This window comes from Bacillus sp. BACIII (assembly GCF_057836745.1).
The window spans coordinates 3,386,866-3,399,895 of sequence record NZ_CM174437.1 but is presented as its reverse complement, the minus strand read 5'-3'; the positions used below and the strand labels follow the sequence as shown (position 1 = coordinate 3,399,895).

12 protein-coding genes are annotated in these 13,030 nt (G+C 46.6%); 6 read left to right on the top strand and 6 right to left on the bottom strand.

Annotated features, from left to right (window positions below; all coding sequences use genetic code 11):
- Nucleotides 1-11: 11 nt before the first annotated feature.
- The 4 genes from pgsC to ACXN9U_RS16670 all read left to right on the top strand — a co-directional run bounded on the left by pgsC (nt 12) and on the right by ACXN9U_RS16670 (nt 3,180).
- On the top strand, nt 12-461 hold the full coding sequence (gene pgsC / locus ACXN9U_RS16685) for a poly-gamma-glutamate biosynthesis protein PgsC (protein WP_003151340.1): 450 nt from the start codon (nt 12-14) through the stop codon (nt 459-461).
- An 18-nt stretch (nt 462-479) separates the two neighbouring features.
- Complete coding sequence (locus ACXN9U_RS16680; protein ID WP_060964114.1) at nt 480-1,649, top strand: CapA family protein; 1,170 nt, start codon at nt 480-482, stop codon at nt 1,647-1,649.
- Nucleotides 1,636-1,797, top strand: a complete 162-nt coding sequence (gene edmS / locus ACXN9U_RS16675; protein WP_003151344.1) for an extrachromosomal elements maintenance protein EdmS — start codon at nt 1,636-1,638, stop codon at nt 1,795-1,797. Before ACXN9U_RS16680 ends, edmS begins: the two co-directional genes overlap by 14 nt.
- 147 nt (nt 1,798-1,944) lie before the next feature.
- Nucleotides 1,945-3,180: a C40 family peptidase gene (locus ACXN9U_RS16670; protein ID WP_060964115.1), complete on the top strand. Its 1,236-nt coding sequence runs from the start codon at nt 1,945-1,947 to the stop codon at nt 3,178-3,180.
- A gap of 38 nt (nt 3,181-3,218) precedes the next feature.
- On the opposite strand, the gene ACXN9U_RS16665 is transcribed toward ACXN9U_RS16670, so the two are convergent.
- From ACXN9U_RS16665 to ACXN9U_RS16655, 3 genes are all read right to left on the bottom strand, one after another.
- Nucleotides 3,219-3,944: a sunset domain-containing protein gene (locus tag ACXN9U_RS16665; protein WP_489201932.1), complete on the bottom strand. Its 726-nt coding sequence runs from the start codon at nt 3,942-3,944 to the stop codon at nt 3,219-3,221.
- A gap of 115 nt (nt 3,945-4,059) precedes the next feature.
- Nucleotides 4,060-4,917, bottom strand: a complete 858-nt coding sequence (locus ACXN9U_RS16660) for a Cof-type HAD-IIB family hydrolase (protein ID WP_264819252.1) — start codon at nt 4,915-4,917, stop codon at nt 4,060-4,062.
- A 155-nt stretch (nt 4,918-5,072) separates the two neighbouring features.
- Nucleotides 5,073-6,059, bottom strand: coding sequence for an LCP family protein (locus ACXN9U_RS16655; protein WP_045926551.1), 987 nt, complete (start codon nt 6,057-6,059; stop codon nt 5,073-5,075).
- A 279-nt stretch (nt 6,060-6,338) separates the two neighbouring features.
- Between ACXN9U_RS16655 and ACXN9U_RS16650 the strand changes: the two genes are divergently transcribed.
- Nucleotides 6,339-7,742, top strand: coding sequence for a sugar porter family MFS transporter (locus tag ACXN9U_RS16650; RefSeq protein WP_489201931.1), 1,404 nt, complete (start codon nt 6,339-6,341; stop codon nt 7,740-7,742).
- 116 nt (nt 7,743-7,858) lie between these two features.
- Nucleotides 7,859-9,244 carry a glycosyltransferase gene (locus ACXN9U_RS16645; RefSeq protein WP_489201930.1) on the top strand — a complete coding sequence of 462 codons (1,386 nt, stop codon included), beginning with the start codon at nt 7,859-7,861 and terminating at the stop codon, nt 9,242-9,244.
- 3 nt (nt 9,245-9,247) lie between these two features.
- Here ACXN9U_RS16645 and ACXN9U_RS16640 read toward each other — a convergent pair whose 3' ends face one another.
- From ACXN9U_RS16640 to gerBA, 3 genes are read right to left on the bottom strand one after another with little or no spacing between them, the layout of a single operon-like run.
- Complete coding sequence (locus ACXN9U_RS16640) at nt 9,248-10,378, bottom strand: Ger(x)C family spore germination protein (RefSeq protein WP_489201929.1); 1,131 nt, start codon at nt 10,376-10,378, stop codon at nt 9,248-9,250.
- Nucleotides 10,375-11,481 (bottom strand): GerAB/ArcD/ProY family transporter, encoded by a 1,107-nt coding sequence (locus ACXN9U_RS16635; RefSeq protein ID WP_489201928.1) that lies wholly within the window; start codon nt 11,479-11,481, stop codon nt 10,375-10,377. Before ACXN9U_RS16635 ends, ACXN9U_RS16640 begins: the two co-directional genes overlap by 4 nt.
- Before the next feature lie 5 nt (nt 11,482-11,486).
- The gene (gene gerBA / locus ACXN9U_RS16630; protein WP_489201927.1) at nt 11,487-12,938 is read right to left on the bottom strand and encodes a spore germination protein GerBA; all 1,452 of its coding nucleotides are present in this window, start codon (nt 12,936-12,938) and stop codon (nt 11,487-11,489) included.
- Nucleotides 12,939-13,030 lie beyond the last annotated feature (92 nt).

The window sequence follows — 13,030 nt, the reverse complement described above, 5'->3', positions numbered from 1 at the left end:
GAAAAGGATAAATGTTCGGATCAGATTTATATATCTCACTTATTTTAGGCGTGTTAATCAGTTTAATTTTTGCGGAAAAAACAGGTATCGTACCTGCCGGGTTAGTCGTACCGGGTTATTTAGGGCTCGTTTTTAACCAGCCGGTCTTTATTTTACTCGTATTGTTAGTGAGTCTTCTTACATACGTGATCGTCAAATACGGTTTATCAAGATTTATGATTTTATACGGACGCAGAAAATTCGCAGCTATGCTGATTACGGGAATCTGCTTAAAAATCGCTCTGGATTTTCTCTACCCGATCGTACCGTTTGAGATATCAGAATTCCGCGGAATCGGTATCATTGTACCGGGTCTGATCGCCAATACCATTCAGAAACAGGGATTAACGATTACATTTGCCAGCACGCTGTTTTTAAGCGGCGCAACTTTTGCCATTATGTTTGCTTACTACTTAATCTAATGTAAGGTGTGTCAAACGATGAAAAAACAATTAAGCTTTCAAGAGAAACTGCTGAAGCTGACCAAACAGCAGAAAAAGAAAACCAATCTTCACGTTTTTATCGCACTGCCGATCGTCTTTTGCCTGATGTTCATCTGCATTCTGACAGGGAAGGCGGAGACGCCGAGTGTGAAAAGAAATGCCGATGACCTTGTATCAGCCTCGTTCGTCGGAGATATTATGATGGGCCGGAATGTGGAGAAAGTGACAAAGCATAACGGAACGGAAAGCGTCTTCCGCTACGCAAAGCCATTTTTTGAAGCATCTGACTATGTGTCGGGAAACTTTGAAAACCCGGTTACATATAAAAAGAACTACAAAGAAGCAGACAAAAATATTCACCTTCAGTCAGACAAAGATGCCGTAAAAGTATTGAAGGACACGAATTTCACCGTTCTGACGGCAGCCAACAACCATGCGATGGATTACGGCCCTCAAGGAATGCGGGATACTGTTGAAGAATTTTCTAAGCAGAACCTTGAACTTGTCGGTGCGGGCCTGACGCTTAAAGAGGCCGAGCAAAACATTTCATATCAAGATGTAAACGGAATCAAAATTGCAACACTGGGATTCACCGATGTTTCCGGAAAAGGCTTTGCAGCTAAACGAAATGCGCCGGGTGTGCTTCCGGCCGATCCTGAGCTGTTCATTCCGATGATTTCCAAAGCCAAAAAGAAAGCCGATCTTGTCATTGTTCAAACACACTGGGGACAGGAATATGATAATGATCCGAATGACAGACAGCGCCAGTTGGCAAGAGCAATGTCGGATGCAGGAGCGGATATCATCGTCGGACACCATCCGCACGTGCTTGAACCGATCGAAATGTACCACGGCACCGTTATTTTCTACAGCCTGGGCAACTTCGTATTTGACCAGGGATGGACAAGAACGAGAGACACGGCGCTTGTACAATATCATTTGCAGAAAAACGGCACGGGACGCTTTGAAGTCACGCCGATGAACATTCATGAAGCGACGCCTGCGCCGGTTAAAAAAGGCAGCATCAATCATAAAACAATCATACGCGAACTGACGAAAGAATCGAATTTCAAGTGGAGCGTCAAGGACGGAAAGTTAACGTTTGATGTGGACCACAGCAATATCTTAAAAAAGAAAGCGGAGGGAAAAACAAATGAAAATCATTAAAGCCGGATGGCCGTTTGCCGCGATCATTATGGTATTTATGTTTATGTCAGCTTTTAAATACAATGATCAGCTCACAGATCAGGAAAAACAAAAAATTGACACGGAAATGCAAAAAATTCAGCAAGAGGACACAGCGGGCGCAAAATAAGCGCATGATTCCGCTTGCCGGCATATTGTTTGCACCGAATCCAGTAAAGAATGCCCATATCGGGCATTCTTTTTTTATGCTCTCTAAACATTTGTTAAAAGTTACCGATGTAAAAACTACTAAAAATAAGGAGAGTGAACAAAAAACATGCTCACAAGCTGGAGGAAGTACATCCTTGCCGGCCTTATGATTTGTCTTGTGGCACCTGCAGTAACGAGAACGGAGATTGCTGAAGCGGATTCTCAAGTTTCTGTCCTGATTGTTTCAGACGCACAAAAACTTGTCGGAAATAAATATGTTTACGGAGGCGAAGAGCCTGAGGACGGTTTTGATCCGTCCGGATTGATCCATTATCTTTTCAGCAGACAGAACATCCATCTGCCGAGAACGGTCAGTGATCAATGGAAAGTCGGAGCTGCCGTCAAAGACAATGACCTTTTACCGGGAGATATTGTTTTTTTCAAAAAGTCGGATTCAACAAAAAACACGCCCGTCCAAGATGGTCTTTATATCGGAAACGGAGAGATGATACACAGTTCTCCGTCAGAAGGTGTGACGATCACGCGCTTTCAAAAAAGCAGTTATTGGATGAATTTATATCTTGGCGCGAGACGGATTAAAAAAGATCCGGAGCTGGCTGATAATCCGATCGTTCAGGAGGCGGCCCGTTATCTCGACATTTCGTATGTATTCGGCGGAAGCACGCCTGAAACGGGTTTCGACTGTTCAGGGCTTGTCCAATATGTTTTCGAAAACAAGCTTCACATTTACCTGCCGAGATCTGCGGAGCAACAGTGGCTGGTCGGTGAGAAAATCAAATTGAGCGACATAAAGCCCGGGGACGTGATTTATTTCAGCGACACGTATAAAAAAGGAATTTCCCATGCGGGCATTTATGCGGGAGAAGGAAGATTCATCCAAGCGAGCCGCTCCGAAAAAGTCACCATTTCTTATTTGGCGGAAGATTATTGGAAAAAGCATTTTACAGGAGTACGCCGATTCAGCAACCTGACTATTTCTAAAGATAATCCCGTTGTGTCAACAGCGGCTGATCATATCGGAATTTCTTATCTGAAAGGCGGCGTTTCACCGGAAACCGGCTTTGATACCGCCGGATTTGTTCAATACGTCTATCAAAAAGCGAAAGGAATCAGCCTGCCGCGTTACGCGGACAAGCAGATGCAGGCGGGCGCTCCGGTCGATAAACAGGATCTGAAGCCCGGCGATCTGGTCTTCTTTAAAGCGGAAAGCCTGAATCCGGCCATTTACATCGGGAACGGACAAGTGATTCATGTCACTGTGTCCGCAGGCGTAACCATAACAAATATGAATACAAGCGCTTATTGGAAGGACAAATATGCTGGCAGCATCCGGCTCCCATAAAAAAAGACGTCAGAGACACTCTCTGACGTCTTTTTCTTTTACCGTTTCGGGGCTCTGAATCCGGCCGCTTCCGCTTCTTCTACAGAACAGAACATTTCCACTGGATCTGTCGTCCGATCGTAGTATGTACTTCCCGGCGTGTGATAAATGCCGTTTCGGCTGCCTTTAATGTCGCATCCCTGTGAGGTGTCGGCTGCTTTCGTCCCGGCATGTCCGCCGGAGGAAGGGGCGGTATTTTGCGCCGTTTCCGTGTGCTCGGATGTTTTTGTTTCTTCTTTTTGCCGCTTTAATGTTTTATTTTCTGATTGAAGCGTTTTAGCGGTCTTTTCGAGTTTCTTTTGTGAATTTTTTAATTTCTCGTTGTCTTGTTTGAGTGATTTATTTGTTTTTTTCAGCTCGTTTATTTCTTGGCTGAGTTCGCTGAGTTTTTTCTCATTGCCTGCTTCGGCTTCGGATTTCTCTTTTTCAGCCGCGGCACTGATGCTTTCATATTTTTTCTCAAGCGCCTGGTGGTCCTTCGTTAATTTTTGATAGGCCGTATCAAGGGTGCTGTATTTCTGCTCTGCCTTTGCAGCCGCGGCGTCCGGCTCTGTGAGGGAGGCGCCTGTCAGGAGCAAGATCAGCCCGCCGACAAGAAGGGGCCAAAACAGCTTTTTTGAAAAACGTTTTTCTTTTTTTGCTGCTTTGCATATGAGATGGAATATTCCGTATCCAAGTGCGAAGAAAAAAGCCAAAAATCCAATAATAGCGATTGCATTCGACATAATAACGCTCCTTTTTTCTTTATTTTACAATTTATTTTCAATTTTGGAAATTCCTTTTTTGAAAAACATGAAAAAGCCAGGTCGTGAAAGACCTGGCTTTTGACGGACGGATTTTTTATTGTTCGTTGTCGAGAAGCCGGTTGATGAAATGGGCAACGCCGTTTTCATCGTTGCTTTTTGTAATATACGTGCTTTTTTCCTTCAGTTCATCAATCGCGTTGCCCATGGCAATGCGGTTTCCGGCTGCTTCAAACATGGAGAAATCATTCGGGCTGTCGCCGATAGCGTAAATATCCTGTTTTTCAATTCCGTACAGTGAGGCAAGCTCCGTCAGGGCCCGTCCTTTACCGGAACCGGCAGGGAGGATTTCGATGATGTGTTTTCCGGAAGAAGTCTGGGATAATTTCGGATGGTGTGTAATTTCTTCTTTGGCGTTTTTCAGTTTTTCCATATCAAAAGAGAAACAAAGAAGCTTGTAAATATGTTCGTCTCCGTTAAAAATCGCCTGTATATCCTGCACGGGTTTGATGCCGAATTGTTTGAACTGCGTCTTTGCGCCCTCCCATAATGTCTGAATATCTTCCTCCGGGTTGGCGCTTTTCAGAATGTCCAGTTCTGCCTGCAATTTGGACTCGCCGTCAAACGGGGACAGCAGGTGATGATCTGTATAAACCTCGAAGTAAATGTCTTTTCCCGTTAAATAAGCGGCGATATCCTTACCGGCCTGCTGATCCATTAAGAGCCGGCTGACGAGCCGGTATCCTTTGTCGTGAACCGTCCCGCCGTTTGCCGCAATGATCGGAATATCCAAATCTTCCAGGAGTGATTTTACATCAAAAGTGGCTCTGCCCGTGCAGATGGCCACAAGAACGCCCGCTTCATCCGCTCTTTGTAAAGCCGCTCTGTTTTCCGGAGAAATCACACTGTCCGAGTTCAGTAATGTGCCGTCTAAGTCAATGGCTATCAATTTCATATGTATGGATGCCCTCCTTAAAAATAAAGCTGCTTCCTGTAGTATGTTCAGCTTTTTGCGAAATCAGCAGAAAGCCGTCAATTAAAAGGCTATACCTTCATGCCCTATTTTTCAACAGAAAAACGGCGGGGATTCTGAAACCCCGCCGTGACATCTTACTCGTTTAAATCCTTTTTTAATTTCGTTTTCACTTCTTGAAGGTTCTCCTCATTCAGTTTGAAATAATAAATATTTTTGCCGTATTGAGGAGTGTAAATATAGCTGTCAGAACCCGTCAGCTGTAAAGAATTCACTGATTTCAGCGATGTGATAAACGGGAACAGGCCGATGGCGTCATTCAGAGATAAGTTCATTTTTAAGTTTTTCCCTAAGCTGTCGACGATATCGTCATAAGAAGGGATCGAGCTTAACGATTTAGACTTTTTAATAATGGCGCTCAGCACTTCCATCTGTCTTTGTCCGCGCATCAGATCGGTGTCCGCTTTACGTGTTCTTACATAAGCCAGTGCCTGCTCACCGTCAAGCGTCTGGACGCCCGGCTTCAGCACGACTTTTCCTTTTGTATCGACTTTAATACGATCGGCAATTTTCTGGCTTTTTACATTTACCGTCACGCCGTTCAATTCATTGACGACATCGCGGAACGCGTCGAAGTTGCTCTCAACCACATAATCTACCGGAATATCAAGCATGTTTTCTACTGTTTTATAAGTTAAATTATAACCGCCGTAAGCATGTGCGTGCGCGAATTTGTCATAGCCGTGACCCGGGATGTTGACATAGGAATCCCGCGGAATGCTGAGCATCGTCGCTGTTTTCTTTTTCCGGTTGAAGGTGACGAGCACGTTGGCGTCACTTCTTGCGTCATCCACTGATTCGCCCTTATTGTCACGGGCGTCAATTCCTAAAAGCAATACGGTGAAAGAATCCTTCTTCGGATCAAATTCTTTAATCCGTTTCACGGACTGGTCGCCGCGGTCAAGACTGACGTGCGCTTCCTTGGTCGCATTGTTCAGTTTCACAAATGCGTAGGCGCCGACGGAACCGGCGATCACCAATAAGAAAGCGGCAAAAACCAGTACGAATTTCACCCATTTTCTGAGGCGTTTTTTCTTTTTTCTGCGTTGAGATCGTTCTTCCATATCATTACCTCTCGTTTCTATTCTTTGTGAAGCGTACCATAATTGTTGGCTTGGAGCAAATCTGTAAATGAGAAAATTCCAAATCTTTCTCTCTATTTCGACAACATCTACTGTTATTTTTACATCAGGTTCACATTATATTGGACGGCAGGAACCGGAAAATGTTTCGTCGGGTTGTAAAAAATAATCAGTAAAATAATGGATGTTAACCGTCGGAAGGTTTGAAACGATCGGAATCAGGCAAAAGAAGCAGTAGAACAACTCCGCGCGGATAAAGCGTTGGATGAAAGGGAGTCTGTATATAACATGAAAAGCATACACTCGAATAAATGGCTCTATTTTTTCGGCGCTCTCGGCGGCGCTTTATACGGATATGATACCGGAGTCATTTCCGGGGCTATTTTATTTATGAAAAAAGAGCTGGGGCTGAACGCCTTTACGGAAGGCCTCGTCGTCAGTTCGTTATTGGCAGGGGCGATTCTCGGTTCGGGATTCGCCGGCAAGCTGACCGACCGGTTCGGCAGGCGGAAAGCCATCATGGGAGCGGCGCTGCTGTTTTGTATTGGCGGGCTAGGGGTCGCTTTTGCCCCGAATACACAGGTGATGGTTCTATTCCGGATCATTCTCGGACTGGCTGTCGGAACATCTACAACGATCGTTCCGCTCTATTTATCGGAGCTGGCTCCGAAACATAAACGGGGGGCGCTTTCTTCACTGAACCAGCTGATGATTTCGGTCGGAATCCTCGTTTCGTATATCGTGAATTATATATTTGCCGATGCAGGCGCTTGGCGCTGGATGCTTGGTCTTGCGGTTGTGCCGTCAGTCATTCTGCTGATCGGAATATTATTCATGCCGGAAAGCCCGCGCTGGCTGTTTACAATCGGCAAAGAAGATAAAGCAAGAGAAATTCTTTCGTCATTGCGGGGAACGAAGAATATTGATGGCGAGATTGACCAGATGAAAGAAGCGGAAAAGGAAAACGAAGGCGGTTTGAAAGAATTGTTTGAGCCGTGGGTGAGGCCCGCGCTGATTGCCGGCCTCGGGCTAGCCTTTTTACAGCAATTCATCGGGACAAATACCATTATTTATTATGCCCCGAAAACATTTACCAGTGTCGGGTTCGGCAATTCCGCGTCTATTCTGGGAACCGTCGGAATCGGCGCCGTCAATGTCATCATGACGCTTGCGGCTATCAAAGTCATTGATAAGATCGGTCGGAAGCCGCTGCTTTTGGCCGGAAATGCGGGCATGGTCATCAGTCTGCTCGTATTGGCCGCGGTCAATCTCTTCTTTGAACATTCAGCAGCCGCATCATGGACGACGGTCATTTGTTTAGGTCTGTTTATCATCGTGTTTGCGATCAGCTGGGGGCCTGTCGTGTGGGTTATGCTGCCGGAATTATTCCCGCTCCATGTACGCGGTATCGGCACGGGTGTCTCGACTTTGATGCTGCATGCCGGAACATTGCTTGTTTCATTAACCTATCCGATATTAATGGAGGCCGTCGGCATCAGCTATCTATTTATCATTTATGCCGCGATCGGGATAATGGCATTCCTGTTCGTTTGGTTTAAAGTGACCGAGACGAAGGGGAAAAGCCTTGAAGAAATCGAACAGGATTTGCGAAGCCGTAACGGAGACTCGGAATCAGAATCCAATCGGCAGACAGTTCATCCTTAATTCCAGTGTGAGAGGGGGCGGTTATACACCGGCCCCTTAAAACTGCGCCCCGCGCCCGGTCACATAAATGACAGGAATATGTCATACGTTAGTATAAAGTCACGATAAAGGCGGGGATGCCGGTGAAAACGAGCATTATTATCCTTACATATAATGAGCTGGAGCTGACCAAAAAATGTCTGGCCAGCATTGATCAATACACCGACAAAGAAGAGATAGAGCTGATCATCGTTGATAACGGTTCATCAGACGGAACGAGAGAGTACATATCAAATCTTCCTGACGTCAAAGTCATCCTAAATGAAAAAAATCTCGGATTCGCCAAGGGCTGCAACCAAGGAATCAAAGCGGCGGCGGGGGACAATCTGCTGTTTTTGAACAACGATACGATGGTCACGAAAAATTGGCTCACCGCCATGCTGAGAGTGCTGTATCAATCTGAAAAAAACGGCATGGTCGGTCCCGTCAGCAACTATGTCAGCGGCGCGCAGATGATCCATGACGCGTATCAATCGCTTGATGAACTGGAGTCATTCGCGGAGGCTTATTGTGAAAGGGAAAAGCATAATACGAAGCGGGTGCTCCGCCTTGTCGGATTCTGCCTTCTGGTGAAAAAAAGCGTCATTGAAGACATCGGCCCGTTCGATGAACAATTCGGATACGGTTCTTTTGAAGATGATGACCTATGTCTGCGCGCCCTGCAAAAAGGCTACAGCCTGCACATCGCCCTCGATGCCTTTGTGCATCATCACGGGCACGCGACGTTTACGGCTAATCAGGATATCAATATCAATCAATTATATGTGGAGAACCGCCAGCGTTTTACGGAAAAATGGGGCACTGATTTTACGTACTTTACCCACCCGAGACCGGAAATTGCGGAGCTTGTTCCCCGGGAAGCGAAAAGGGTACTTGATGTAGGCTGTGGCGCGGGTGCTACGGGACTGGAACTTCAAAACAGACAGCCCTGTGAACTGTACGGAATAGAACTGCACCCGCTGGCGGCGCAAGCGGCAAAAGGACACTATGAAGCGGTTCTGCAGGAAGATGTCGAAGAAGTGAAGCTCCCGTATCCGAAAGGCTTTTTTGATTGCATCATTTTTGCAGACATCCTTGAGCACTTAAAAGACCCTTGGCGTGTCATTGAAACGTACTCAGCCTATTTGGCGCCTGCCGGATCAATCGTTTGCAGCATTCCGAATATTTCTCACGCCGAAGCGCTGTTTCCGCTTCTGCTCGGTGACTGGACATACAAGGACGCCGGCATTCTCGACCGCACCCACTTGCGGTTTTTTACGCCGCAGACGGCCCGCACGCTCTTTCCGGAAGAGACATTTGATGTGAAAAGGCAGTCCTATACGTATGTTCATGTTGATGAGCGGGTGCAGCTGTTTTTACAAGAGATCACACGAATGGCGCAGGCGATGCAATTTCCGGTAACACAGCTGCCCGAACAAAGCCGGATTTACCAAATCCTCCTGCGTGTCGAAAAAACACGCTGAAGGCTACCGTCCCATCGTTCCGAAGTTGATAATCTGAATGGAAACATCATAGTCAAAGGCCGCTTCGGAAAAGGTCTCATCCCAATGATTCTTTACTTTCTTCCAATAGTCGGGATATTGAATGCGGACTCTGTCAGAAAAGAATACAGGGTCCGTTTCATATTGATTCTGCAGCTTATCAATTACTTCTTTTATATCGCTTTTCAGTTTTTTTTCGAAAATCTTTTCGAGCCCATTTAAATAATGCTGATTGAATGAATCCTCGCCGGCATATTGATCCTCCGACAAGATGCCTTTTGTTTTCACCGCTGCGTGAAATGACAGCTTCCCGTTTTTCAGCCGGGGGGTGATGGAGGATGTCGATTTTTTGATCTCGAAGGTAATCGGGTGCCCTCCTTTATCCAAAGCGGGCAGCACGCCGCCCTGTATCGTTCCCGTCAGCCAATTCAGGCTCTGTACTTCGTATGATGACAGGAATCCCGCCAGTCTGTTTTGTTTTTTGTTTTTGATGATGGCCGCTCCGTCATATACCGTTTTTCCTTTATGATTGCTGACGGCCTGCATGAGAAAGCTGAGTTTATTATGGCAGTAAATCGAAGCTCTCCCGATTCTGAGCGGTTTTAAAATTTTTCCGTTGTAGCCGCCGTTGTTTGTGAGGTCGATGAGCTTTTCCGCGGCCATGGGCTGCTGCTGATTCGGCGTCGGCTCCGTCAGAATGTCGGACGCTTTTCCTCTTGCCGCGAAAAGATAGCTGCTCCGCCTTAATTCATCATCACGGATAAAATGATTCATCATCTGCAGTATATTTTGGTCGGCCAGCAATTTATCGCTGAATATCAGCACTTTTAAATGATCGCTGTAAACGGGCGGATCTTTTAAGGAGACTTCACTGACGGCTTCAAGAATGGTATCCCCCCGCGTCGTCACATTGACAAACACGGGCCGGCCGGAAGCCTGGCTGTTTTCACTTTGGGGCAGCAGGTTTTGATAGGTTAGTTTATATCGGCGGTCACTCGTCTCGTCTATGGCCACTCCCCGGGCGAAAGATAGTTTTTCGACTTCCTTCGCGTCCCAGCATCCTGAAAGCATTATCAGTATGAAAAGCGCCGCCGCCCATTTTATGAAATGTGTCATGACGTCTGTTTCCTCCCCGCTATTTTCTTCATCCAGCTGACAAACCAAATGAGAAAAGGAATCATAATGACGGCAAAAAACGCGTATCCGAGAATATTAGCGAATGCAAACACACTGTTGATATCATCGGGGTACATTGAAAGGCCGAATGTCACCGCCAATAATCCCCCCAGCAGCCAGCCATTGTTTTTATTTTTCAGCCTGAAAATGGTGTTGAATCCGAGGTGCGCTCCTTTAAAAGAACCGAGCATACAGGTGAACTGCTGGCATGTCCACGTAATTAAAAGAAAGATATCAAACCTTTCGATGAAAATACCGCGGATTTCCAAGGCGTGAATCAGGGAAATTGTCGGATACGTCACCGTTTTGGCTTCAGCAACCGACATACAGCCGATCACGATAAGCAGCGTAAAGCTGTAAAATAAGCTAGCGCCTGCGATGCCGAAGACAGCCGCCTTTTTCGCCTGCTTCGGGTTTTTCATAAACGGCACCAGAAAAAGAATCACTTCAAGCCCCGAAAAATACAGAAGGGTTCGCGGAAACAGCTCAAAAAAGCTTTTGTAGCCCCCATCAAAGACCGGGCGGACGAAATCCAGCTTAAACAGTCTCAGGCTTAATATGAGCAGTGTAAGCAGAATGACGATCGAAATCGGAAAGAGATAAGCATAGAGCTTTGAAATGGGATAGACCCCGCCGGTCACATGGTAAATGCCGACCGCCAGAAAAATGAATATGACGACACCCATCGGCGTATTTTTCAGTAAAAAGTAATTGATGACTTCACCGAGAAACCGGGCTTGAAAACAGACGGTGACGACAAAATAACAGCTGATGAATAAATTCAAAAGAGAACCGATAGCGCGGCCCATAATGCTTTGATTCAGCTCATAGATGGTTTCCCCGCTGTTCTTCAGCAAAAACGGCATAAAGAGCAGGACGATGCCGATAAACACGACACTCTGCAACAGAATAATGATCCATCCGCTCGGACTGTCCGCTGTTGCGGCGGAGCGCGGCAATGTTAAGACGCCCGCTCCGATCATTGTTCCGCTTACCATGAGAAGGGTCTGCATAAAAGACAGCTTGTCTTCCGGTTTTATCATGGGGATCACCTTTGTCTGATTTTATCTTTTGTCTCTTTTCGGGTCGGCCGTTTTTTCAAAAGCGGTGTCGGCAGCCTGACAATCGTATCCTTTAAGTCCTGGCCCGGCTGCGCCATGATCGGAATAATATAATCCTGGCCGAAGCTTTTCAGGCGCATCAGATGGCCGACGACCAGCAGATAACACATAATCAGTCCGTATAAACCTAAAATCGCCGATAAAATCATCGAAAAAATGCGGATGAGCCTCAGCGGAAAATTGAACACATAGGAGGGCGCCGTAAAAGAGGCCAGTGCCGTAACGGATACGACAATCACCATCATCGCGCTGACGATATTCGCCTGTACAGCGGCTTGCCCGATCACCACTCCCCCGATCAGGCCTATCGTCTGGCCGATCGGCTTCGGCAGTCTGAGCCCGGCTTCTCTGATCATTTCAATCGTAAAAATCATAATAAACGCTTCAACAAAAGGGGGAAACGGAACATTCAATCTGCTCCCGGCAATCGTCACCGCCATTCTCGTCGGCAAAAGCCCGGTATGAAACGTAACGAGCGCGATGTAAAGGCCGGGTAAATAAATCGTGATTAAAATGCATGAATACCGAAGCAGCCTGAGAAAGGTAACCGGAACCCACCGCTGATTATAATCGTCAGGGGAGTGGATAAATTCATCAATGGTAGCCGGCATCAAAAGGGTAAATGGCGTTCCGTCTACAAGAACGGAGACCCGCCCCTCCAAAAGAGCGCCCATGACCCGGTCGGGCCGTTCAGTCGTCAAAATGGTCGGGAAAATGGAATACGTGTTATCTTCAATGAGCTGTTCGATCGATCCTGATTCCGGAATATCATCAATGGTGATGGACTCCAGTCTTTTCATCACTTCTTTTACGACATCATCAGGCGCGATATCCCGAATGTAGGCAACGGCGATCCGTTTTTTTGTCCGTTCGCCGAGTGTCAGCTCCTTGATCTGGAGGTTGGGGTCACGGGACTGCTCACGCAAAAGCGCCGTGTTCGTCCGAAGCTTTTCGACAAAACCTATCCTCGGCCCCCGTTCCAGCACTTCTGATGCCGGTTCTTCGACATCCCGCATTTTAAATGTTTCCGTATCAAAGGAAAGGGCCTCCTTCCATCCCTCCGCCAGCAAAACCGATTTGCCGGAAAGAATGTCTGCCTCCGCGTCCTTAAGTGAAGAAAGCCGGGTGTGGTGATATCCGAAAGAAATGGATGCCGGCGGTGTTTCAGCCGGTTCCTCTTGATGCCGGGCGGCCGCCTGCACGGGCGAAATAATATATTCGGCAAGCAATTGATTTTCAGTCAGTCCGTCTATATACACTAGACAGGCGTCACATTTGCCGTTTCCGTACGTAAATGAATAAAACATCATGTCATCGCTTTGGCCGAACCGTTTTTTCAGCGCTTGAAGGTTTTGTCCGAGTTCAGCATTTATCGTCACAATGTTTCCCCCCTTTCATCAGTTATTTTAATTTGCGACAAACAAGGGATTTTATTCTGGAATAGGAAATGACTGAGCATTCCGCCCCATCC